Here is a 25,373-nt window from a genome sequence, read left to right on the forward strand (position 1 = left end):
GAATTACGGAATTGTCCGGATTATGTTTGGAAGTAAAATTTACTGATTGAGAGATGAAATTGTGATCATCCATATGGCTCACAGACGCAAGAGAGCTCTGCTTAAAAGACAATAATAAAAACGACTATCTTACCGCTATCCTTGCACGCCCCTCTAAACGGAATACAGGTAGATAATGAGCATTGGCATCCAGCTTCATTTCTGCATGCTGCTTACCCACAAAATTGAAGTGCCGCTCATTTGAACCCACTCGATACGAAAACGAATCCCCATCGAATTCAAAACTGGTCGCCACTGTAGAACCATTTACGGTAACACCGCGCTCACTCAACACAAATTCTTCACGAGCATAAGGCGCAACATCTTGCTCAACCCAGCGACCATAAATTGTCGATTTGGGAATGGGCGGATTAATGGTTCGAGTAATCAAATCACTATACAGCATGCACACGACAACGGTTCCAACTATCGCTATAAGCATGAGAGAACGCTCTAGCCACTTACGAAGCATTGATTTAGATGACGTTTTTGACAGATTTGAAGCAGTGATCGCAGCATTCTTATTAACAGCAGAAGACATGAGGTTCACGTATTGAGGAAAGACGCCACCATTGTAACCTTCCCTCTTAACGGGACCAAGAACCTACCTCAATATGTTTGTGCTTTATTCCAAAATTTCACCTTGCCACCAAGTGAATAAAAAGGCATTATTTTGACATAATTAAACAAAGGAATGGCTGTAGTGAAAATTCGTAGTACTGCTCTCGTAAAAGGATTCCGTCAATCAACACCTTATGTCAATGCTCACCGCGGAAAAACCATGGTGATCATGCTGGGCGGAGAAGCCGTCGCACACAAAAATTTTGGCAATATTATAAATGATATCGCACTCATGCACAGCCTCGGAATCAAAGTCGTTGTGGTGTATGGTGCACGTCCTCAAATTAATCAGCTGCTAGAAAAACAAGACCTCACTACGCCTTACCACAAAAATATCCGCATTACGGATGAATCGGCTTTATCTGTTGTTATGCAAGCTGCCGGACAACTTCAGCTTGCAATTACTGCGCGCCTATCAATGAGCCTCAACAATACTCCGATGGCAGGTACCCAGCTCAATGTCGTTAGCGGAAACTACATCATTGCCCAACCACTCGGCGTTGATGATGGTGTGGACTATTGCCATAGTGGACGTATTCGCCGCATTGACACCGATGCTATCAACCGCACGCTAGACCAAGGCTCTATTGTGCTACTTGGCCCCATTGCTAGCTCTGTGACTGGCGAGTGCTTCAATTTATTATCGGAAGAAGTCGCCACCCAACTAGCGATAAAGCTGGGTGCGGATAAGCTGATTGGTTTTTGCTCCGAACAAGGTGTCATTGATGACAACGGCAATGCTGTCGCCGAGTTACTACCAATTGAGGCGGAGCATGTCATCAAAACGCTTTCTGAAAATACGTCTCCTGACCTAGATTACAACACTGGGACACTGCGCTTTCTTAAAGGCTCTATTGCCGCTTGCCGTGCCGGAGTACCTCGTAGCCACTTGATCAGTTATAAAGTAGATGGCGCCTTAATTCAGGAGTTGTTCTCTTTCGACGGTATCGGTACCCAAGTTGTTATGGCGAGTGCTGAACAAGTGAGGCAAGCTAATATTGACGATATTGGCGGTATCTTAGACCTCATTCGCCCTTTAGAAGAACAAGGTGTACTCGTTAGGCGCTCTCGAGAACAGCTAGAGCAAGAGATTGGAAAATTTACCATCATCGAAAAAGACGGCTTGATTATTGGCTGTGCTGCCCTTTATCCATACCCAGAGGAACGTAAAGCTGAGATGGCTTGCGTAGCGATTCACCCTGACTATCGTGATGGAAACCGAGGTTTGTTACTGCTCAACTACATGAAACATCGTTCTAAATCCGAAACCATTGATCAGATTTTTGTCCTCACGACACACAGTTTGCATTGGTTTAGAGAGCAAGGTTTTTACGAAGTCAGTGTCGACTATTTGCCTGGAGCCAAACAAGGGTTATATAACTTCCAGCGTAAGTCCAAAATCTTAGCGTTAGATTTATAGCTTAACCTTAAATCAGGGAGCGAAACTTAACGTTCCACTATACCAACTAACCTCAAAGGGCAGGATTCAGTTCATTAACGCTCAACCCTGCACATCGAGCTTGTTTAGGAACGAGTTTGTTTAGGAGTAAGGCCACACATAAATCCTACTCCGGACTAGCGGGTCATCATGTAAACCCAACTTAGAAATGCGCAAACCATTGCTTGATTTTTGTTCCAATTTTATCTTTTAAATATACATTTGGTTGGCTATACTCTGCTCGCTAGTGATTGGTTTTTAACCAATACGAAATGGATCTAGGTGATGTAATGTAGCCTTCACCCTAAAATACTGGGCAATTGAAAAACTAGTTAGCTCCGTATTGCACACCAAGGACAGTTGTTAATCTGACTTTAAATAAGCCGAGACGAGCACTGTTATGAGAACAATCATTTGTAATTCGCTTCAAAGCTTCTGGGATATGGCTGACAATCAGTTTTTAGAAGGCCTAGACGTCCACTGTGTTTTCCCCGTAAATGACGCTATCCGAGATTTTATTCTTGCTTATCAACAGCAATACAAAATACGCAGCGTGTCTTTTACCAATGCGTTTGCAAAACATGCATAAAAGAAGACCGAGCCATAAGCTCGGTCTTCTTTTACGTACGTAATCAATTCAAAACAAAATCATAGCTAACAAAGATGCAAAAATAGTGACTACGATAAAGATTAAAATAGTCCAGTACACTAGCCCAATACTTATGAACCACTTTGGGCAAACTCTACGAATATCTGTTAGCTTTCTTTTTTTGGCCAACTTAGGAAATGCAACTGCGGCAACAAGAGCTAATCCATGTATTAAGGCCCCAAAGTGAAATCCAGAAACTAAAGCAAGCTCAATATCTGTATAGTGCTCACTAGTATACGCATAGTGCTTTACTTTTTGCGGCGTGATAACAATAAGCAAAATACCTACTATCAGGTACCAAAAAACTAACAAAGCACCTGCAACAAAAAATGTAATAAAAGAAACTTCTAATAACTGCAAACTTCACCGACCTTGGTCTTACCAACTAAGTCTATATTGCTATATAACTCTTTGTATTTATCAGCAACAACTTTACCAGACGCATAACTAGCACTGGCAGAGACAACCCCTAAAGCGATAGCGCCTATCCAACCAACAGGAGTAGCCATAACTACCAGAGATATAACGGCCCCGCCAGCTAAACCAACTACTGTACTTGCTGCAGTTTCCACCAATATTTCGTTTTTCTTTGCGTTAGAGTCTGCTCTAGCTATCTGATCGCAGGCAATACCAATATTAACTGCAGTTAATACAGTGCCGCCTTTAGCTGCTACTTTTGATAACTTTGCTAACCTATCTGTATTCTTCTTAAGCGCCGCAGTAGTCATAACCCCGCCGTTTCTAGATATCCTCATAGCCTCTCGAGCTTTCTTACCATTAAAGAGAAGCTTCTCAGTTGGTCCAAGATTTTTTGCTACATTCTCTAATAGTTTTTTCCTGCGATAATCATACTGCCCTTTCGAAAACGTTCCTGATTTATAATCTCTATATAAACCATCAAGCTTTTTTAGCTCTGCAACATTTCCTTTTTCACTATCTCCTAATAAAGCCCCCATGGACGCAAAATTAGCACCGATACCTGCGCTCGCAGGCCCCCAATTATCATCAAGCCAAGAAAGAGCCCAAAATGCTTCCTTTTCGTTTTGCGACATAGATTTCATCGTTGATTCAAATTGCGCTTGATCATGATCTGAAATGGCAATTTTAGAAGAAAACTCAGATTGCTTGGTATTTGAAACGTTCAACTTTCTCAAGTAAATAGATTGACCAGATTTAATCGAATTAGGGTCTGAAATTTTAGGGTTGTCTTTTTTTATTTGAGCAAGAGCAAAATTATAGCCATCTGTTCCAAACTTAAAATGATAAAACTTCCATATAATTCTCGTAAGAGTATCACCAGGCTTAACACTATATATGTAGCTATACCTATTAACGCTGTTAAAGTAAGTTGTATTCATTTCATTCAGATCCTTATGCCCATAATTGCGCATAATGTTAACGTTTCAGATTCAAAAACATCAATTGAAATGACTTTTCTTTCAGAAAGAGAATTGTTAAAACACAACTCATCACCAAGTTTGACATGTAACAAAGGTAAAACTGACTATAAACTAAGTCCATAATCAGTTGGTAAGCCGCTGTACTAACCCACTCGCGCGAGTGGTTTTCACTTTAATGCCTCGCTTCAGAACATTAAGTTCGGCGTAAAGAGCTAAACGCTTTTTCGCGCGGGTAATGCCTGTGTAAATCAACTCACGGGTTAATATCGGGCTAAAGTCTGGTGGCAAAATCATCAGGGTGTAATCAAATTCACTGCCTTGCGATTTATGGATGGTCATGGCGTAAGCCGTTTCATGTTCAGGTACTCGGCTCGGTAAGACCGATTTCACACTGCCGTCAGGTAACTCAAAAAAGACTTTCAAACGCGGTTCTTCTTCACTGTCATCTCGCATGCAAATACCAATATCACCGTTATACAAACCTAAACCATGATCATTACGCGTAACCATCACAGGTCTGCCGTGATACCAAATTTCATCCTGAACCTGAATGAACTTGCGCGCCGCGAGCGCTTTCTCAATGCGTTGGTTTAGCCCAGTCACACCGAAGTCACCTTCACGGATCGCGCACAGCAGTCGGCATTGGTTGAAGGTATCTAACACCGCTTTGGCTTTGTGCGTTGGCGACTCTGGCTCTCCGGTTTTAGGATCAGTTTCCTGTTGTCCAATGCGTTTGAGGTAACGACCGTATTCCTGCACCAACGTCTGCATCATTTGGTTGTAATGTTGACTACTTAGTGCGAAATGTTCGATATCGGAAAAGTCACGCGCCCAGACGTTATCTACGCTCGCAGCAGAACCTGAGTTAACCGCTTTTGCCAACTGACCAATGCCTGAGCGAGCATCAAATCGGTAGCTCTTTTGCAGCATACATAAGCTATCGGCAATGCTGGAGGCACTGTTCCCCGTATGGGCTAAAGTATCGAAACCCGTCAGTTTTGCGATGGCTGACGCCTGCTCTTTGCCATAACCCAATGCATGGAACGAACAGATATCACCCAACACTGCCCCTGCTTCAACTGAGGCAAGTTGGTCTTTATCACCTAGCAAAATCAGCCGCGCATGTTTCGGTAAGGCATCGACCACTTTGTACATCATTGGCAAATCGACCATCGACGCTTCGTCGATAACCAAAATATCCAAATGCAGTGGATTTTGCTTGTTGTGACGAAATTCTGCGCTATTAGGAATCGCGCCCAGCAACCGATGTAAGGTACTCGATTCAGTCGGAATTTTGGCTTTTAGCTCCGGAGAAACTGGCAGCTCTTGCACTGCTTTACCAATGGACTCGGTTAATCGCGCCGCCGCTTTCCCCGTCGGGGCCACCAGCTTGATGGTTAGATTTTTCTCGTGCGTCGCCTGTTCAATCAAAGCAGCAAGCAATTTGGTTACTGTCGTCGTTTTACCCGTACCAGGGCCACCAGAAATCACAGCAAATCGACGAGTTAACGCAACCGCCGCCGCGACTTTTTGCCAGTTCACACAAGCTGAAAGTGGCACCAGCTCATCCAGTTGCTGCAAATCCTGAACCTTGCGCGCATTGCTAAGCACGGAATCAATGGCGTGCCAATCCAACGATTCGCTTGCGACCACATCAAGGTGATCACACACCAATTGTTGACGCAACACTTGGTTGCTGCTTCCCGCTTCTACTGCTTTGCCTAACGCGTTAAACAGAAAATGGTATTGACGTGCAAACAAATGGTTGAGTAACTCGGATAATCGCGAAAACTCTTGCGCTTGCAAGTTAACTGCGGCGCCCAACTGATTGAGCTTTTCCGCCAGTGTCACTTCATAATGCCAATAGCGGTGCAGATACAGACGCTCGCCATCGAACATCAGCGGTAAGGCTTCTCCTTGCGCGCCGACCACTGTGGAATTTTTTAATACTTGAATCCAGTCTATGCCTTGCAACTGTGTGTTGAGGGCCAATGCCGACTCACCAAACAGCCCTAGCTTACTGGCTAAATCCGTAGATTGCCCTTGTGCATCGCACAGAGACAGACAGATATGTCCTTTACCAAGCTCACTACTGACAACACCAGCGATAAACGCCAGTGCTTGGCTGTCCGACTGTTCATCATGCGTTTGAGAATCAATAAAACAGGCGAATTGGTAGTCGAGCTGACGAATAGCGCCTTTGTGCGCCAAGCGTTCCAGCACTAACAATAGACTATCTTGGCCAGAATGAAGATTGTGATTTGTCGTCATTAAAGTAGCTCCATCTGCCCGGCTTGAGTTGAGCGCGTTTCAAGTGCTTGACCATCAATCAAACGATCCATCTCTTGTAAGAAGTCTAAGGTTGGTTTCGCGACAAAAATGCCGTGGTCACTCTGCCCATCCATACCGCGCAAGAACAAGTAATACACACCACCGAAGTGCTGCTCATATTGATAATTCGCCAATCGGCTGCGTAGGAAACGATGCAGTGCTAACGCATAAATCTGGTACTGCAAATCGTAGCGGTGATCTGCCATCGCCGATTTCAGAGCCTCACCATGGTAGTGCGTCACATCGTCGCCAAGATGATTCGATTTCCAGTCAAGCACGTAGTATTTACCTTGATGTTCAAACACCAAGTCGATAAAACCTTTGAGTATGCCTTGCACGGTTTGGAAACCTAAATCCCCCGCTTTCGCCGACAACGGATCGTGACGTTGAATGACTCGGTTTAACGCCGGTGCAGACAAAACTTCAATCGGCAGCAAAAATTCCATCTCCACCAAACGTTGCGACGGTGCTTTTTGATTCAGCAGCAAAGACTTACCATCCAACGGCGTTGCGAGTACGGTATCAATCAATTGCTGTAAAATGGGCAACCACTCTTCATCTAGCTGTTCGCTTTCCATCAAGCCAAGGATGATTTGTGTATTCTCTTCCGTCGTGGCTGGCTGAGTAAATTCAATTTCCTCAAACAGGCTGTGCAGGAACGTACCCGGACGCGCACCACGAGGGAAGGTAAAAATCGAACGCTCTGGCTCCACCAAATCCGCTTCGTCTTGTTCTTCAGATGAGTCGATATCAAAACCTGTAATCTCAATCGTGGCATCATGCTCGGCGTGATGAGAGCCTTGCTTGACCAAGCCAGAGTAACTGGTGATGCGCCAGTTTCTGTCGATAGGGTTTTGCAGTTCTTTCGCACTAAGATCGTGTACTTCTTCTTGTGGCGCTACGTACTTCTCTTCGAGTTTCTGCGGCGGATCGGCCACGACGACACAATCAAGCTCGTCTTGTTGCTTTGTTAAACCTTGGTGCAAATCGTTAATGCCACCTTCTTGACCATTCTGAATCAAATAGCCAATCGCACTGCGGTGTACGCCAGTTGGCTCTTTGGTCGAACGACCATTGCGCAAAGGCGAGGCTCCAATAAAACACGCATACACAGCACGCGTTAGTGCCACGTATATCAAGCGTAAGTCTTCCGCCAAACGCTCTTTATCCGCTTGCTTCATGGACGCATCGTTGCCAGTGATATCCAGTACCGTGCGGTCATTGGCTGCATCGTAATATTTGGCTTCACTGGCTTCTCGATAGCTGAACACAAACGGCAGAAACACGAGGTCATACTCCAAGCCTTTTGATTTGTGAATAGTTACGATCTGCACTAAGTTACGTTCCGATTCTAAACGTTGGATTTGGTCATCACTGCCACCCAAACCGTTTTCCGCATCACTGATAGACTGAGCGAGCCAACGCAGCAGACCGTGGTCGCTATCCAGTTCATTACTGGCTTGTTGAAGCAGTTCACCGATGTGCATTAAATCGGTAAGTACTCGCTCACCATTCTCACCCTGTGAACTCGCACCTTCTTCTAGTAATCGCTCGGCAATATGGCGTTTGCTGATCACAGCGCGCAACATCGGCAGCACACCACGTTGAACCCAAAGTTTGCGATATTCTTTGAATTCGTTTACGGCGTTTTCCCACACAATTTCATCGTTATTAAGTGCATCCAAACTTGCTGCGTCGAGGGCAAACAGCTCAGAAGCAAGACTTGCACGCAGCGCACGGTCATTTTCTGGAGTCAGCACCGCTTGCAGCAAACGCTGTAAATCCTGCGCCACCGAACTGGTAAACACACTGTCTCGGTTAGACAGGTACACGCTGGCAATGCCTTGATCAGCCAACGCTTGTTTGATCATTCGACCTTCGCTACCTGTTCGAACCAATACCGCGATATCGCCCGCTTGAACCGCTTTCTGTTTTTCGCCATTCACCAGACACGCTTGCCCCTGTTGAGCCTGCGTCAAAATAGTTTGGATTTGGCTTGCGGTCGCCTCTGCCATTCGAGTCAAATACTCGCCTTTTGGTAGCGGTTTATCGTCCGCTTCTTGCAACCAATAAGTCAGCGCCGGTTGCTTTTGGCCACCCATAGTCCAAATGCGTTTTTCGGCATAGGGACTGTACTTAACGGGTAAGAACGGGATGTCCGAATCATAGATAAATGGACTGTCTGGCAAAGCAAATACTTGGTTTACCGCCTGCACCATATCTGCGCTAGAACGCCAGTTGGTTCCTAACGTGTAGTGGGCACTTACTTGGTTACGCGCTTTGATATAAGTGAAAATGTCTGCGCCACGAAAGCCATAAATCGCCTGCTTGGGGTCACCGATCATAAACAAACCACATTCCGGGTTGTTCAGATAAATACGGCTGAAAATACTGTATTGAAGCGGGTCGGTATCTTGGAACTCGTCAATCATTGCGACCGGGTACAAAGTACGAATACGCGCCGCTAAAAGCTCGCTTTCGTCCGTATCGATAGAAGCAGAAAGTTGCGTCAGCAAATCATCGAAAGAGAGCCACTGTTTTTGATTTTTCGCGTTGGCCAGCATTGCACGACAATGCTCAATCGCATGAGCAAGCAGTGGCGCTTTTAAGCTGATTGGGTTAGCAAGAAATGTTTCAATGGCTTCAAATACCGCATGCTGCGGCGCACTGCCTTTCGGTGTTTTTTCCAACAAGATGTTTTGCGCGAATTTCTCCAGCTTGTCTGGATAATCGTAACCTGTGGTTTCCGTTGCAGCCCAAGCGTTTACCGCCTCCAACCACGTCGGCAGAGACTTTTTGGTGTAGCTGCGTTTGTTAATATCTGAATCTGAAATCAGCGTGAAGAAGTCATCTTGGCTTTCTCGCCACTGTGCTTTTAATACATCAATTTTTTTCAAATTTTCAGTATGAAGATCAGCCAAACTGCCTTTCATTGCAGGAACAGAAAGGCTTAACGGCGCACCGGTTAAGTAATTGCTGATGTCAGACAACAACGCAGATGGAGAGCCCCATAGCTGGCGGATTTCTCCCGCCAAAGTAAATGGCAATGGGTAGAAATTGCGGCGCCAGTAATCGGCTACAACTTGCGCTTTTAGGTGGCTTTCATCGGTCACAAACTCGTTATTAAATCGGCTGCCAGATTCAAACGCATTTTGCGTTAGCATACGTTGGCAAAAACCGTGAATGGTGTAGACCGCCGCCTCGTCCATCTGACGCTCTGCCTGCAATAAAATTTCTGCGGCTTGCTTGTGATCGTCAAACTCATTAAGCAAAGGTTGGATCACCGGATCGGAACTCTGTCCACGCGCAAACGCGATTCGCGCATCATGGATTCTTGCCCTGATACGATCGCGTAATTCCGCAGTTGCCGCTTCGGTAAAGGTTACGACCAGAATTTGGTCGACCGTAAGCGGTACGCGATGTCGAGTTTCCGCGCTACCATGACCAAGCAAAAGACGCAGATATAAACCTGCAATAGTGAAGGTTTTACCTGTACCTGCTGATGCCTCGATTAACCTCGCACCGTGCAGAGGGAACGTCATCGGTTCTAGTGGCGTTGGTTGAGGCTGCTCTGTGCGGTCTAACGTATGTAGAGGACACTCTGCACCTGACATTTGATCCATAACGCTGAATCTCTCCGGATTATTTACTAGGACGTATCACCTAATAAATGTGATCTATAGTTAAAAATTCTATTAATATGTTTAACAAGTTGGATAATTTAGAGCTTTGTGAGATCTTTCTCACGGTTATCCATAAGACGTACCGTTAGTATGCGCCCCACGAGATAAGCCAAACCTTTTTGGCGGCACAACTCAAATGAATTAAACAAAAGTATCATGGTCCCTCTGACCTTGTGGCCGTACAGCGAACGCCCTACAAAAAATAATGATTTTCTGGCGGCCACCCTACTCTTCCTTCTCTTTATCCAACTGTCTTTATTACGCTTTTACGTCATCAGCGTCTTGAACCGCTAAGCGCGCACCTTGCAGTACTAATGCTGTCAGCAAACGAACTTCTGAGGCCAACTCATCATTCCAAGCAGGCCAAATTCGAGAGATGTACGCATTACTGCCTTCGCCCGGGCTAATGAAGCCATCATTGAATGCGTCAGCCATTTTCTTCAAAGATTTCTCTTCGTCATCGACCCACTGACCGCGGCTAAAGCCCGCTTCAACACAAGCCAACGCCGTTTTCGGGAAATAAGGCAAAGGCTTAGTCATGCCTTCGAAAAATAAGCGAACTAATTCAGTCAGTAGCTGTTTGGCATACTGCGCATCGGCAATTTCTGGGTAGATCAAATGCAGTGCGCCTTCTTTACGATCGTAACCAATGATGTGGGTTTTCTTAGCATGACCCGACGCCGACATGGCAAGGTGATCGATCCACGCTGCAAGGTAATCCTGCGATCGAATCTTACCGCTTCGATAGCGAATCAAACCGGATTGGTAGCATTGAGTTAGCCAACCTGTTAGGCGAACGTTTTTCTCTTCGCCTTCATTTCGCTCAAACAAGGAATCAAACGTCAGGTCGATTTCCAAATCGTCTTGAGGCGCACCAGATAAAAACGCCAGTTTATCCACCAGCTCTTCCGCCTGAACTCGGTTGGTTTCAAACTCGATATCACCAAACGCCCCCACCGGCAGTTTGCCTTGCGCGCGCTGTTGACTCATAAAGTGTTTAAGCACCTCTGTTTTTTTCTCTGGCTGCATCAATGTCGTTTCAAGCAAGGTTTCTAACAGCTCATCACGCATTTGATAGCTTTCCAAACCACCTAAAACAAAGGGTTCGTCGTCTTCCATCACCGGTAGCGGCGGTTCAAAGATTACTTTTAAACGACGATTGAAAAAATACTGCACAGGTAAGCGCCAGAAACGTTGCAACTCGACTAAGTCGAGCTCAAGTGGGAACGTCGCTCCTAACAGATAGTCGTCTAATGCCCGATTAAAATCACGACGAACATAGCCTTGCGATTGACTACTTTGAGTCAATGCCGCTGGAATCCACTCTTTCGCGTAGCTGGCGTGCATGCCTTGGAACGCACTTGGGCTAAACGGCACCATGGCGTGGGTATTCACCAACGCATTTAATAAGTTGTCGCCAGACTCATCAACGGGCAACGCTTCATCACCACTTAGACAATAGTTTTGGTGACAGTATTCCATCAGCTCAGAAACCAGAACCGAAGGCACTCGCTCGGTGTTGTCTTGGATTGAACGGCCAACATAACTGATGTAGAGCGTTTGCTGTGCAGACAACATCGCTTCGAGGAATAGGTAACGGTCATCATCTCGGCGCGAACGGTCGCCCGGCTTGGTTCTTCCCGTCATCAAGTCAAAGCCTTCTGGCGGCATGGAGCGTGGGTACACGCCGTCATTCATCCCCAGTAGACAAACGGTTCTAAACGGAATAGAGCGCATCGGCATCAGGGTACAAAAGTTCACTTGACCAGCCAGGAAGCGCTGGCTGACTCGTGTGCCAGATAATTTGTTTTGAAGGTATTGGCTGATGATCGACGGCGACAACGCATCATCAAATGCGGCATCAGCTAATTGCTCTTTGAGTTGACTGAGCGTATCGCGAATGGATTTGAGCGCCATTTCGCCTTCTAACTCAACTGAGAAGAAGTCATCCAGCAGTGAAACCAAAGTCTCTCGCCAACCATCAATAGTCTGAACATGAGAAAGTTTGCTTCGATAAGTGCTAATTTGTTGGATAAAGTGTGCCAACTTGCCCGCAAGCTCTGCACCCATGCCTTGCACTTCGTTGTACGGAGATAAACTACCTTGCTCGGTTTCAAACAAGCCTGCGGATTCTGGCATCGCATAGCCGAGCAACATGCGTTGAATACCAAATTGCCACGTGTTTTGACGTGTTTCCGGCAGTTCAAATTCGCGTCCGGTATTGGCATCCAATCCCCAGCGAATCCCCGATTCCTCAACCCATTGTTTGGCTTGTAAGAAATCATCTTCGCTGAGTTCAAAACGCTTTAATATCGCCGGAGTTTCCAGAAGTTCGAGTAGTTCTGATGCCAAACAGCGCGTATTGGGTAAGTTCACCAACTGCATAAATGCGGCGAGAATTGGGCTCTCTTGATCGGCGGTTCGGTCAGAAATCGAATAGGGAATAAAACGCTCACCCGGTGCGTTACCAAAGACCGCCTGAATCGCAGGGCTGTAAGCGTTGATGTCCGCGACCATCACGATAATATCGCGCGGTTTTAACGTTGGGTCAGCATCGAACATCGCCAATAGTTGATCATGCAGCACTTCCACTTCACGCATCGGGCTGTGACAAGCGTGTAGGCTCAGCGATTTATCACCCAAGCTAACCACTTGTTTGTGATGACTGTTTTCAATCTGTTGGTCATCTTGATGTTCTTCAAGATTGAGAATATCCGCTTGCAATTGATGGAGCAGACTATCGCGCTCAACATCAACAAACGCTTCAATTTCATGAGATTCCAGCTGAGACAACAGATACATATTGTCGCGCCCGAGTTTACCCATGGACGCCAACAGACTGTTTCCGACCACATCGGTGTGCAGCTCATCGATCACATTATCTTCCAGTGATCCTTTCAGTTGCTCAGTTTCACCTTGCACTTCCGAGTGATCGTCCTGCCACACAACGTGCTGACGATGTCTCGCCGCCAAACGAGCCAGATATTTGCGATCTCGAACTTCACCCCAGTAATAACGACAAGGGTTGGTGAACATCAGATGCACGTCGATATGCTCACCAATTGCTTTTAGCGCATCCATATAGCGAGGCGGCAACGAAGAAATACCAAAAACAAACAAACGCTTGGGTAAATGGTCAAAATTGCCGTTAAAACTCGCTAACGTGTCGATAAAGTGCTCATAAAGGTTGGCACGGTGATATGGAGACTGCCCTAACGACACAGTGTGATCATACAACGCTTGCCATAAGATCGGCTGCCACGGATGCTCATCTTCCAGCTCTGGCACACTCTGCCCAGCTTCCCAACTGGCGATCCATTCCGGACGATACACCAAGTAACCATCGAAAATATCGGCAATTTTCTCAGCCAGCTGATACAGCTTAGAGTGGTCACCGTCATCTTTGAGGTACTGCGCTAACGGCGAAAACACCTCTTGGTTGAGAAGCCCCGGTAGCAGATGCATCAGCTTCCACGTCATCGCTTCTTTGTTAAACGCACTGCGCTTGGGCACGTCTGGCAACACCTGCGTAAACATTTCCCAAATGAAGGTAGCAGGAAGCGGAAAATCAATGTTCGCGGCAACACCAAACTCTTTGGCCAATTCCATTTTTAGCCACTGGGACATGCCCGGACTTTGAACCAGAATTTGTTCTTTTTCGAACGGGTTTTCCAGCGGACTGATTCGAATCAGTTCGACAAGGAGTGATTTAAGAACGTCAACTTGGTTGGAGTGATAAACAGTAAACAAATTGGGAATACCGAGCGCCGATTGAAACTGTTAGCTAGCTTAGCACAGCCTCATTTAAACCCGCAGTGATCTCGCGTTCGGAAAAAACAAAAGGTTATATGTCACTCAAATAGAGTATGAATCTTCTGAATTTTCACATGTCAATCAAGTCTGACACTTCCATACAAAATGTGACATTCGTCGCAACTATTCCATAATAAAAAACACTGTTTTATACTCCCTCTACCCATAATTTATAAACAAACAAAAAGTATGTTTCGCAAACTGTCTTCCAACAGCGCTTGGCTGATTGCTTTTTTTGCTTGCTTTGCAGTGTACCTGTCGATCGCTTGTTATCCTTTTGTGTTGTCTAACAATCAGAATGAACCGCTAACCTTGTTGCAAGGTTACTATTTGGTTTCGACTCAATATGGCTGGCTGGGCTTGATCGCTCTTCCATTTATGTTGTTGAGTTTATTGCTCTCTTTTCTACCTACTCGAGCATTCAAAGGTATCGTGATCGCTATCGCGATCTGTCTATTGATCATGTTTAAAGTCGATATCCTCGTTTTTCAGCAATACAAACTTCACATCAACGCCCTATTAATCCGTATGTTTTTCGAAGGTGGCGGTGATGTCTTCGATATTTCTTGGATGAGTTGGCTAATCTTCATCAGTGAAATTGCCATTCTGGTGATCGGGCTCGCTTGTACCGTTTGGGTAAGTAATCAACTGTCAGAAAGCCGAGCTAAGTTCGTTTTGATCAGCGTTTGGTTTGCTGTATTGCTTAGCACGCAGATGATTCATGCGTACAAAAACGCACTTTACGACGATGAAGTCAGTCAGTTTTCGAATAACTGGCCACTTTACTACCCGCTGACGGCTCGTAAATTTATTTACAAACACGACCTAGTGGATGAGAGCATTGCATCGAAGAACCGCGTAGAGTTAACCAACATTGAACGTAGCTCACTCAACTATCCGCTTGCGCCGATTCAAGTGCAAAGCAAAGAGAAACAGCCCAATGTCTTGTTTATCTTGGTTGATGCGTGGCGCTACAGTGATGCGACGCCGGAAGTCATGCCAAATGTCAGCAAGTTCGCCGAAAAAACGGTGAATTTCACACAACATATGAGCGGTGGCAACTCAACTCAAGCGGGTATTTTCAGCCTGTTTTACAGCTTGCCAGCGACCTACTGGGAAAGCTTTTACGCAAGTCAACGCTCTCCTGTTTTTATGGATACGCTGCAAGCAGAAGGCTACCGCATGGGCATTTTTGGCTCGGCACCGCTCACCAGCCCACCACTTTCTCGCACGGTATTCAAAAAAGTGTCGGACTTGACCTTGAAACAAACTGGGGAAACAGCAGTAGAGCGCGATCAGCAGATCACAGACAAGTTCATCGAGTTCCAAAAGCAGGATAGCGACAAGCCGTACTTTGGTTTTCTGTTCTACGATGCCGCCCACGGCACGGTGTTTCCTGAACCTGAATTTGCGAAATTCAAACCATACTGGGAACGCGTTGACCACATTTTGCTCAACAACGATTTTGACGCTTCGCTTTACCACAATCGATACAAGAACTCGTTGTACTACATCGATAGCTTGATTGGTGATGTGCTGAAAAACGTCGACTTAGACAATACCATTGTGGTGATTTCATCAGATCATGGTGAAGAGTTTAATGACCATAAGATGAACTATTGGGGCCACACGGGTAACTACAGTGACGTTCAAGTACATGTGCCTCTTTACGTGTACATGCCAAATCGTCAGCCAGAGCAAGTTGATTACCGCACGACCCATTTTGACGTCGTGCCAACCATGATGAATACGCTGTTTGACGTTCAAGGCACAACGAGTTCATACAGCGTTGGTCATAACTTGTTTGATAGCTCTGCCTCTCGCGATTGGTATATTGCAGGCAGCTACTACAACTATGCATTGGTCGGCAAAGAACTGATGCTTGTGGTCAATCCTGGCGGGCACTCTCAGCAACTGAATCGCCAGTTAAAAGTCGAGAAAGAACAGAAAGTTCCTGTCGATATCATTCGTCATTCTCTGGATGAGATGTCGCGATTTTACAAAAAAGGCTAGTGTCCAACATCGACGCCGATTGAAATAAAAAAGCCTCTTGGTTGTAAGACCAAGAGGCTTTTTCCTATCTGCTATTTAAGCGTGATGAGCGTGCATCAAGCGTGGCTGAATCAATAAGTTGTTGATGTATTGTAAGGCCACATAAGAGACAACAAATGTTGCCACAATCAACTCAAGACCAGCTAAGCCTCGCACTTGTTGAACATAGTGCGCACCCAATCCTTGCAACTCCATCCAATTCGCCATTTTAAACAGCGCCGTCGCACCGATCACCATCGGGAAGGTAAACGCTGCATAGCCAGGGCTAAATGGCAGTCTAAGCAATTTAAAGAATGCGAGGTAAATGATGGCTGTCATCAATACCGCGATACCAAATAGCATAGCGATGATCACTGGTGATGGTGTCGCAGTGACCGTTAAGTACCCTGCCAATGATAGACTTGCTGGTGCTGCCATGATTGCCATTGTTGGTTTCGCTGCATCCGGAATTTCATGGGTAAACATGAAACGGTAAATCATCATCGGCAACATGATCGCGTACGCCACCATACCGAACATCAATGCACCTTGTGCCACTGGTGCTAACATCGGGTTGCCAGAGAAAGACACATCCGCAACGATGATACCCACAGGCGGTATAAACCAACTAGGAACCATGTGGTGCAATTCAAAATCTTTGGCGCGATGGTAAACAAAGCTCACCAAGAATACGATGTGCAAAACCACCGCAATCAGCCAAAGCGCATCGCCAGCTAATGGGTAAAAATGGCCGAGAGAGTTCGATACCACCATAGTGCCCATCGCAAATGTCGGAACCACGCTGCCCACAACCGGATGAGCAAGATCTTGTCTCAACAGATGATTATGTAGCAAAAACTTGGTTGCCAATATAGCCAACAATATGCTCGCGATACCCGCACTAATCCACTGTCCGTAGCCATGTAATTCGGCGAAGTTTTCCCAACTCCAGCCCAAGCTTGCAATACCAAGAGCCAAACCCGCCATTGGAGTTGGCGCTCCCATTACTTTTGCTTTTGTTCTTTGAATCATGATGACCTCAACCAGACTCACTCTTGATGGGACGTATAATACGCTTGCACTTCGTTCCGATATATCTAATTATTTAAAACAAACGTTCAGAATTACTTAACGGTGGGGTATGGCAAGTCACATTTCTCTTAAACAACTGAAAGTGTTTACGACGATCACGCAGCACAAAACGCTCACAGCGGCTTCTGATAGTCTCTTTTTATCGAAAGCCGCAGTGAGCATGGCACTCTCAGAATTAGAAAAACAGATCGGCCATCACTTGTTTGATCGTGTTAATAACCGACTGATTTTGAACCAAGAAGGTCAAAAGCTACTGCCACTGGCGGATGAATTACTCAACCGAGCCAAGGACATCGAGAGCATTTTCGATGGTGACCAAGCGCTATCGGGCCAACTTCGCATTGGTGCCAGCGACACCATTGGCAACCAAGTCGCGCCCTATTTGCTTAGCGAATTTCGTCAGCAAACGAACCATCGTTCTCAAAGTCTGTTCATTTCTAACTCCGCACAAATCTGCGACATGCTGACCGATTACGAGTTAGACATAGCCCTCATTGAAGGCAAAACACTTCACCCTGAATTGCAGTCTACCCAGTTTAGCGAAGATGAAATGTGCGTGATTTGCGCGCCCAATTCCCCAGCCGCGCACGAAGGGCCAGTAAACTTAACCGAGCTAGAAAACAGTGAATGGATATTGCGAGAGGCAGGCTCTGGTTCACGCGAATTTTTTATGCGCGTTGTCGCGCCGCGCTTGGAACATTGGCATGAAACTTTTCAGCTCAATACCACCGAAGCGTTGATCAACTCAGTATCGGCAGGGTTAGGCTTGGGCTGTTTGTCACGTTTGTCTGCAGAACCTGCTATTCGTGACGGCCGCGTAAAACTGCTCGACATGCCTTTAGATATGAAACGTCGCTTCTGGTTACTGGTTCATAAAGAGAAATATCAAAGCCCATTGCTCAAAACGTTTATCGAATTTTGCCAAGATTGGGAGCGACCAACAAACCTTCCTTTGGCGGACAAATCCGCAAAGTGAAACCAAGATAGTTTAAATGCTAGTCAGTTAGTTGTACGTGTCTCTCATTCTGAGGCTTGTCGCTAGACTTGATTGGTCAAAAACTGTATAAAAAGCCAGTATCAATACACCAAATTAGGGGACCAACCATGGCTGTAATCGTCAAGTACGTGGTAGAACGCAATGGAGAAGAGAAAATGACTTTTACCTCTAAAGCGGAAGCTGACGCATACGACAAAATGCTGGATATGGCAGACGAGTTATTCTCACTGCTGGGTAAAAGTGAACTTCTAGAAGACGAAGGTAAGCAAGAAGATCTTGCAATGTTCCTTGCGCAAAACAAAGAAGAAGTGCTTTACGCTCTTGGTGCAAAACGTAAACCTGCACCAAAAAAAGCAAAGAAGCTTGAAGCTGTTGAAGAAGATAGCGAGCAAGAAGACGCTGCATAAGCCTCTTATTTGTTTAGAAAAAACGTCGCATTATGCGGCGTTTTTTTATTCCTTCCGTTTATCTCCATATATCTCTGAGAATATAAAGAACCGATTTAATATCCCAAATTGCTCTAAATTTCATGTTGCGGATTAGTGTGACTTAGATCTAGTCTAAATGGGTCCGGTGATGGGGTGCCACCGGAATCGAAAGATTCGAACCGCTGTTAAAGCTAATGACTCCTACAGAAACGAAAACAGGTCAGCCCTGTTGGAAGTGCTTTCGCTTATGTTGTGAAAGCAAGAGTTCTGTAGTGAGCAATTCAACTCTTCTCCAACCCCGCTCCTGTTTTCTCAAAAATTAAAAAGATATCCAAAATAGTTGTTAACTCAACAAGGCGACAAACGCATGAACCTCCTGAACATAGTTTTCTATTTGATGGAGCGAATAAGAGCAGTCAACGCCGTTGAGACTGACAAATAGGCTGGATATCGTACACTGGGAAAACATTATGCAATATTCACACGAAATCCAATCAATGTGCCCGATTCAACGCGGCGAGCTTCATGCATCTGCACCGATCCCTGTTGAAGGCGCAATGATCAATCCAAAAGACGTTATCGCGATTTCTGGTCTTAGCCACGGAGTTGGCGCTTGTGCTCCTCAACAAGGCGCAGCAAAACTGACCCTTAACGTCAAAAACGGCATCATCGAAGAAGCTTTGATCGAAACGATCGGCTGTTCAGGCATGACTCAATCAGCAGCGATGGCCGCAGAAATCCTAACAGGCAAAACCATTCTTGAAGCACTGAATACCGACTTGGTATGTGATGCTATTAACGTCGCGATGCGCGAAATCTTCCTTCAATTTGTTTACGGTCGTACGCAATCTGCTTTCTCTGAAGGCGGCTTAGAAATTGGTGCGGCATTGGAAGATCTTGGTCAAACTCAACGCAGCCAAGTGGGTACTAGCTACTCAACCAAAGCAAAAGGCGTGCGTTACATGGAGTTGGCTGAAGGCTATGTAACAAAACTCGCGCTAGACGAAAACAAAGAAGTGATTGGTTACCAATATCTCAACCTCGGCAAGATGATGAAAGCCATCAACGAAGGCGTATCTGCTGCAGAAGCCGCAGACAAAGCGACGGGGACTTACGGTCGTTTTGACGAAGCCGTAACTACCATCAACCCACGCCAACAATAATTGCCACCAAGAGGAAAGAGATTATGAACACTCCAATTACTGAATCTGTACGTCGCACATTAGACGAAATGCAACTTTCTTCTCTGGAAGAGGCTTACCAATACTGTATGGATCGTGGTATCGACCCTAAAGCACTAGTGATGGACACTCAACCTATCGCGTTTGAAAGCGCTGCCGATGCCTACACGCTAGGCACTGCTTTGGCGATTTTCCGCGTAGCAAAAACAGCTGAAGAAGCTGCAAACATCATCGGTGAAGGCCTTCAAGCCTGCACAAAACCAGGCAGCGTCGCAGAACAACGCCGAGTGGGTATCGGTCACGGTGCATTGGCGGCTCGTCTATTGAATGAAGAAAGTGGCTGTTTCGCTTTCCTTGCGGGCCATGAGTCATTCGCAGCGGCAGAAGGCGCTATCAAAATCGCATTGAACGTGAACAAGTCACGAAAAAATCCGTTGAAAGTTATCCTAAATGGCTTGGGTAAAGACGCCGCTTACCTAATCTCACGCATCAATGGTTTCACTTACGTACGCACTCAGTACAACTACCAAACTGGTGAGTTAGTGGAAGTAGAACGTCGCCGTTTCTCCCAAGGTCCACGTGGTGAGATCCTTTGCTACGGTGCAGACGATGTGCGTGAAGGCGTGGCTATCATGCATAAAGAACAAGTGGATGTGAGCATCACTGGTAACTCAACCAACCCGACTCGCTTCCAACACCCTGTAGCAGGCATCTACAAAGCAGAACGTAACCGTGAAGGCATGCCTTACTTCTCTGTGGCATCAGGTGGTGGTACTGGTCGTACTCTACACCCAGACAACGTGGCGGCAGGTCCTGCCTCTTACGGCATGACAGATACCTTGGGTCGCATGCACGCCGATGCGCAATTCGCGGGTAGCTCTTCAGTACCAGCACACGTAGCGATGATGGGCTTCATCGGTATGGGCAACAATCCAATGGTAGGGGCAACGGTTGCACTTGCAGTAGAGGTCGGTGAGCTAAGCCTCTAAGTCGATTTATCGCTTTACTATCCAAAGTCAGTAAATCCAACAAACCCAGTGTAGGGGGAGTGACTTCGGTCCTCCCCTTATTTTTTTGCGATGCTCCCTTCTCCCACTTCACTGTGTCTCTGCCCAAAATCGGCCTGATAAGGCTTTTGCGACACATTTCTCATCAGACAAACATATCTCTAAAAAGACAAAAGGTATCCATCTACGGACTTTCTCCATTTCCCCTCTTTAAACTCCCCAACACTCTCTTTATGATGACCGACAACTTAATTATTTCTTGTCAGTGAACAGACGAGACACAAGACTCAACACATGGAGATCAACTATGGCTTTCTTCTCTCTAGCCTTTGGTACGGCAACTAAAAACCGCGACGGCAAAATCATCGAAGCGTTTTTCCCAAACCCAGTTCTTAACCCAAGCGAAGCGCTTGTTAACGCACTAGCAGCAGTAGCAGGTTATGAGCAAGGCAACCAAGCTATCGAGATCTCTGCAGCACAAAGCGCAGAACTGGCAGCAGCATTTGAAGCAAACGGCGATGCGGCAAACGCTTCTTTCGCAGCAAAAGCAGCAGAATCAGCACAACCACTTGTACTGGTTATCCTTGCAACTGACGAGCAGCCACAAAGCGTTGCTGAAGGTTTCCTAAAACTTCAACTTATCTCTAATCGCCTAGTTCAACCACACGGTACGGTACTAGACGGTATCTTCGGTCTACTACACAACATCGCATGGACTAATGAAGGTCCAATCGACCTACCTGAACTAGCAGAGCGTCAAATCGAAGCTCGCCTAGCGGGTCGTGCACTAAGCGTAGATTGCGTAGACAAGTTCCCTAAAATGGTGGACTACGTGGTACCAACTGGCGTTCGTATCGCTGACACTTCTCGCGTACGTCTTGGCGCACACGTTGGCGAAGGCACAACGGTAATGCACGAAGGCTTCATCAACTTCAACGCGGGTACAACAGGCGTGAGCATGGTTGAAGGTCGTATCTCTGCTGGCGTAGTGGTTGGTAACGGCTCTGACATCGGCGGCGGCGCATCTATCATGGGTACGCTATCTGGCGGCGGTAAAGTTGTGGTTTCTATCGGTGAAAACTCTCTACTAGGCGCGAACGCAGGTCTTGGCTTCCCAATGGGTGACCGTTGTACTATCGAATCAGGTCTGTACGTAACTGCTGGTTCTAAAGTGCGCATGCTAGATTCTGCAGGCCAAGAAGTAGAAGTTGTGAAAGCCCGCGATCTTGCTGGTGTTTCTGACCTACTGTTCCGTCGTAACTCTGTAACAGGTCAAATCGAGTGTCTTGCAAACAAGAGCGCGGTTGAACTGAACAGCGAACTGCATAAAAACAACTAATTCATTCGTGAATTAGCCCTACGAAAAATCCCCCAGCAGGAAACTGTTGGGGGATTTTTTAGCTTACAGCAAAATGCGTGATTACTGATTTAAAAAGCTGACCGCTTTATCTGGGAAATCAGTAAACAAACCATCCACTTTTACTTGGTTGTAGTACACATCCATCATGCCTTCAAAGCTGTCAGTGTACGCTGGAATGCGTCCTGGATCGGCGCGGAACGTGTATGGATGCACTTGCAAGCCAGCGTCTTTTGCAGCCTTCATCAACGGCTTGATGATGATATTGTCTTTGGTTGACTTATCATCCACCAGCATCGGCTTCCAAGGTCCAATTCCTTCCGCGTAACTCGCTACTTTCTTCATTCCGTCGGCTTCGAACATCCAGTCATAACTGTATGGTGTTGCCTTGTCGCCTTTGTACACCATAGTTTCGTTCCAGTCCGTGTAAGCCATAAGCTGAACGAGCTTTAAGTCCATGTCCATTGCAGGCATGAGTTCACTGTTGATGCGTTGAAGTTCATTCGCATCAAAACACTGAAGGTAGACTTTGTCGTCTTGAGAGCCGTAACCGTACTGCTTCAAGACTTTAAGTACTGCTTTAGAAATGTCCTTACCTTCATGACGATGGAACCAAGGCGCTTTAATTTCTGGGTAAATACCGATGTCATAACCCAGCGTTTTGTTTAAGCCTTGGATCAGCTCAATCTCTTCAGCAAACGTCGGCACGGTGAAGTCAGATTTCCACATAGGGAATCGGGTTGGATAGCCCGCTACTTTGTTGCCTTTCTCATCGATGTTGAACCCTTCGGTAACTCGCAAGGATTTGATTTCCGCCAGAGTGAAATCAATCGCGTAATAACGACCATCTTTACGTGCACGATCAGGAAAACGCTCCGCAACATCCGTTACGCGATCGAGATAATGGTCATGCAACACGACCAACTGGTCGTCTTTCGTCATTACCACATCTTGCTCTATGTAATCAGGTTTCATTGCGTAAGCAAGTGCTTTGGCTTCTAGCGTGTGCTCAGGCAAGTAGCCCGATGCGCCACGGTGCGCAATGACAAGCGGCTTCGCAATCGCACCAGCAGAGAGGCTAAGTGCTAAAAAAGTAAGACATACTGACTTTGTTTTCATTGTTATTTCCTTGATAAAGCGAAGAGGCAGTATTCCACTGCCTCTTTAAATAAATATTACGCTAGCGCTTCCTTCTCGCGCTCTTTTTGCTCGTGGTGCGCACGTTCACCTAAGAAGGCGTACATCAAACACACGATAGAAGTAATACAAGAACCCACTAAGATGATAAAGCCACCATCCCAGCCAAAGTGGTCTACGGTGTAGCCCAAAATCGCGTTTGCGGCAACTGCCCCACCCAGGTATCCAAACAAACCAGTAAGACCAGCGGCAGTACCTGCGGCTTTCTTCGGAGCGAGTTCAAGTGCGTACAAACCGATCAGCATAACCGGACCATAGATTAGGAAGCCAATTGCAATAAGCGCCATCATATCTACTGTTGGGTTGCCCGCAGGGTTAAACCAATAAACCATCACTGCAACTGTCACTAGCACCATAAATAAGATACCAGCAGGTGCACGACGACCTTTGAACAATTTGTCAGAGATCCAACCACACAATAGTGTTCCTGGAATGCCAGCCCATTCGTATAAGAAATAAGCCCATGACGATTTATCTACCGAGAAATCCTTCGCTTCTTTTAGGTAAACAGGTGCCCAGTCCAGTACGCCGTAACGAATTAGGTAAACAAATGCGTTTGCAATTGCAATCGACCAAAGAAGTTTGTTGTTGAAGACGTATTTGAAGAAGATTTCCTTCGCTGTCATTTCTTGTTCATGGGACTTGTCATAGTCATCTGGGTAATCGTCTTTGTATTCTTCAATAGGAGGCAGACCACAAGACTGAGGGGTATCGCGAACCGTCATCCAAACAAACACAGCAACCAACGTGGCGAAAAATGCAGGAACATAAAATGCAGTGCGCCAATCATCGTTAAATGCCCACAGGCCAAGAATAAATAGTGGACCAATCAAGCCACCACCCACGTTGTGCGCCACGTTCCAAACCGAAACGATCTCACCACGCTCTTTACGTGACCACCAGTGCACCATGGTTCGGCCACAAGCAGGCCACCCCATCCCTTGGAACCAACCGTTTAAGAAAAGCAAAATGAACATCGCAGTGACGCTACCAGTCGCCCATGGCATAAAGCCAAAGCAAAACATCACTAATGCAGACATCAATAGGCCGCCACTAAGGAAATAGCGAGGGTTGGAGCGGTCTGAAACGCTGCCCATTAGAAACTTAGAGAGACCATATGCAATGGAAACAGCTGCCAAGGCGACACCTAAGTCTCCGCGGCTAAAGCCTTGCTCGATAAGATAAGGCATCGCCAAACTGAAGTTTTTACGAACTAGATAGTAACCGGCGTAGCCAACAAAGATACCGATAAAGAGTTGCCAACGGAGGCGAGAGTAGGTGCTATCGATGCTGCCAGGGGACAGACGATCAATGTGCGCCTTAGGTTTGAATATTCCAAACATAGGAACCTCATTATTTTGTATGCGATGGTAAAAACACAAAAGGAGCGAACGAAACAAAATAAATCTTCGTTCGAAAGTTCATGAATTGTATGGAGTTAGGATTTTATTTCTGTGACAAATGTTGCACATGGATTAAATATAAGTAAATACAGTAAATTATATGAGCATTAATTAGATCATCGTTCAACTTTACTCAAGATTCGTTAATATAAAACTGATATTCAAACCTCTCACTTGAGCATTCCAATTCGAAACCTTTGAAACAAAGGCTCGAATTAGAACATAAACTAACCGTAAAAAGGGCGATTTACGCCTGCCCTACTCGCTCCGAACCAACTAATAACTAAAAAGCTGAAAAACGATCACGTTTAGCATCAAACGAAATAAAAAAAAACAATTTTTATTTGAATACAAGCCGAAGCAATGATTCACAAACACAAGACATTAACAGCGTTTATTCTCTTCTCAACTCATCCTATTGGTACCAATGGGATGACGATTTTTTCTAAAAGTCCAAACATGACAGCGTATTTTTTATATCACTGCTATCCCTTGATACATTTGACATTCCGCTACTCCTTTAGGGTTAATTGCTACACAAGTTCTGTGCAATAAGTCTCCAAGCACGTAGCAGCTTCACAAAACTCCTCTTACCAGTTGTGCATTCTTTTTCACATCGGTAATTTGAGCGCTCTCAACACTGGCCTCGTGACAAATAAATTATTTTCGTTGTGTTCTTTTCCGGTTAAAAGATGCGCCATTTAAC

The 25,373-nt window shown here is 45.9% G+C and carries 17 protein-coding genes and 1 riboswitch; of the genes, 8 read left to right on the forward strand and 9 right to left on the reverse strand.

What is annotated here, in order from left to right:
* Window positions 1-124: 124 nt before the first annotated feature.
* Entirely contained in the window at window positions 125-580 is a 456-nt protein-coding gene (locus R7E78_RS01790) for a DUF2850 domain-containing protein (RefSeq protein ID WP_005380234.1), read from the reverse strand.
* A 162-nt stretch (window positions 581-742) separates the two neighbouring features.
* Between R7E78_RS01790 and argA the strand changes: the two genes are divergently transcribed.
* Entirely contained in the window at window positions 743-2,080 is a 1,338-nt protein-coding gene (gene argA, locus R7E78_RS01795; RefSeq protein ID WP_012841478.1) for an amino-acid N-acetyltransferase, read from the forward strand.
* A 418-nt stretch (window positions 2,081-2,498) separates the two neighbouring features.
* A complete protein-coding gene (locus R7E78_RS01800; RefSeq protein ID WP_005380230.1) occupies window positions 2,499-2,687 on the forward strand; it encodes a hypothetical protein in 189 nt (62 codons plus the stop codon).
* Window positions 2,688-2,735: 48 nt separating this feature from the next.
* Here R7E78_RS01800 and R7E78_RS01805 read toward each other — a convergent pair whose 3' ends face one another.
* From R7E78_RS01805 to recC, 5 genes are all read right to left on the reverse strand, one after another.
* The gene (locus R7E78_RS01805) at window positions 2,736-3,107 is read right to left on the reverse strand and encodes a hypothetical protein (RefSeq protein WP_031780957.1); all 372 of its coding nucleotides are present in this window, start codon (window positions 3,105-3,107) and stop codon (window positions 2,736-2,738) included.
* On the reverse strand, window positions 3,095-4,105 hold the full coding sequence (locus R7E78_RS01810; protein ID WP_262640586.1) for a LysM peptidoglycan-binding domain-containing protein: 1,011 nt from the start codon (window positions 4,103-4,105) through the stop codon (window positions 3,095-3,097). Before R7E78_RS01810 ends, R7E78_RS01805 begins: the two co-directional genes overlap by 13 nt.
* A gap of 165 nt (window positions 4,106-4,270) precedes the next feature.
* The gene (recD, locus tag R7E78_RS01815) at window positions 4,271-6,418 is read right to left on the reverse strand and encodes an exodeoxyribonuclease V subunit alpha (protein ID WP_262640587.1); all 2,148 of its coding nucleotides are present in this window, start codon (window positions 6,416-6,418) and stop codon (window positions 4,271-4,273) included.
* The gene (gene recB / locus R7E78_RS01820) at window positions 6,418-10,092 is read right to left on the reverse strand and encodes an exodeoxyribonuclease V subunit beta (RefSeq protein WP_262640593.1); all 3,675 of its coding nucleotides are present in this window, start codon (window positions 10,090-10,092) and stop codon (window positions 6,418-6,420) included. The genes recD and recB overlap by 1 nt, the downstream gene beginning before the upstream one ends.
* Before the next feature lie 327 nt (window positions 10,093-10,419).
* A complete protein-coding gene (gene recC, locus R7E78_RS01825; protein ID WP_262640588.1) occupies window positions 10,420-13,911 on the reverse strand; it encodes an exodeoxyribonuclease V subunit gamma in 3,492 nt (1,163 codons plus the stop codon).
* Window positions 13,912-14,163: 252 nt separating this feature from the next.
* Here recC and R7E78_RS01830 point away from each other — a divergent pair, with 252 nt between their 5' ends.
* Entirely contained in the window at window positions 14,164-15,987 is a 1,824-nt protein-coding gene (locus R7E78_RS01830; protein WP_262640589.1) for a DUF3413 domain-containing protein, read from the forward strand.
* A gap of 75 nt (window positions 15,988-16,062) precedes the next feature.
* Here R7E78_RS01830 and R7E78_RS01835 read toward each other — a convergent pair whose 3' ends face one another.
* A complete protein-coding gene (locus tag R7E78_RS01835; protein ID WP_262640590.1) occupies window positions 16,063-17,037 on the reverse strand; it encodes a TDT family transporter in 975 nt (324 codons plus the stop codon).
* 109 nt (window positions 17,038-17,146) lie between these two features.
* Between R7E78_RS01835 and R7E78_RS01840 the strand changes: the two genes are divergently transcribed.
* The 5 genes from R7E78_RS01840 (at window position 17,147) to dapD (ending at window position 22,049) form a co-directional block, all read left to right on the forward strand.
* Window positions 17,147-18,073, forward strand: a complete 927-nt coding sequence (locus R7E78_RS01840; RefSeq protein ID WP_262640591.1) for a LysR substrate-binding domain-containing protein — start codon at window positions 17,147-17,149, stop codon at window positions 18,071-18,073.
* 128 nt (window positions 18,074-18,201) lie between these two features.
* Window positions 18,202-18,501, forward strand: a complete 300-nt coding sequence (locus tag R7E78_RS01845) for a YebG family protein (protein WP_005380208.1) — start codon at window positions 18,202-18,204, stop codon at window positions 18,499-18,501.
* A gap of 156 nt (window positions 18,502-18,657) precedes the next feature.
* Window positions 18,658-18,733, forward strand: a riboswitch (Fluoride riboswitch).
* 259 nt (window positions 18,734-18,992) lie between these two features.
* The gene (locus R7E78_RS01850; RefSeq protein ID WP_005391710.1) at window positions 18,993-19,685 is read left to right on the forward strand and encodes an iron-sulfur cluster assembly scaffold protein; all 693 of its coding nucleotides are present in this window, start codon (window positions 18,993-18,995) and stop codon (window positions 19,683-19,685) included.
* Between the two features lie 23 nt (window positions 19,686-19,708).
* The gene (locus R7E78_RS01855; protein WP_005391709.1) at window positions 19,709-20,692 is read left to right on the forward strand and encodes a GGGtGRT protein; all 984 of its coding nucleotides are present in this window, start codon (window positions 19,709-19,711) and stop codon (window positions 20,690-20,692) included.
* A gap of 325 nt (window positions 20,693-21,017) precedes the next feature.
* Window positions 21,018-22,049, forward strand: a complete 1,032-nt coding sequence (dapD, locus tag R7E78_RS01860; protein ID WP_005391708.1) for a 2,3,4,5-tetrahydropyridine-2,6-dicarboxylate N-succinyltransferase — start codon at window positions 21,018-21,020, stop codon at window positions 22,047-22,049.
* An 81-nt stretch (window positions 22,050-22,130) separates the two neighbouring features.
* Here dapD and glpQ read toward each other — a convergent pair whose 3' ends face one another.
* Together glpQ and glpT are read right to left on the reverse strand one after the other, a co-directional pair.
* Window positions 22,131-23,186: a glycerophosphodiester phosphodiesterase gene (glpQ, locus tag R7E78_RS01865; RefSeq protein ID WP_005380201.1), complete on the reverse strand. Its 1,056-nt coding sequence runs from the start codon at window positions 23,184-23,186 to the stop codon at window positions 22,131-22,133.
* A 56-nt stretch (window positions 23,187-23,242) separates the two neighbouring features.
* Complete coding sequence (gene glpT, locus R7E78_RS01870) at window positions 23,243-24,607, reverse strand: glycerol-3-phosphate transporter (protein ID WP_005380199.1); 1,365 nt, start codon at window positions 24,605-24,607, stop codon at window positions 23,243-23,245.
* Window positions 24,608-25,373 lie beyond the last annotated feature (766 nt).

The sequence above is a fragment of the Vibrio sp. YT-19(2023) genome (genome assembly GCF_033337395.1).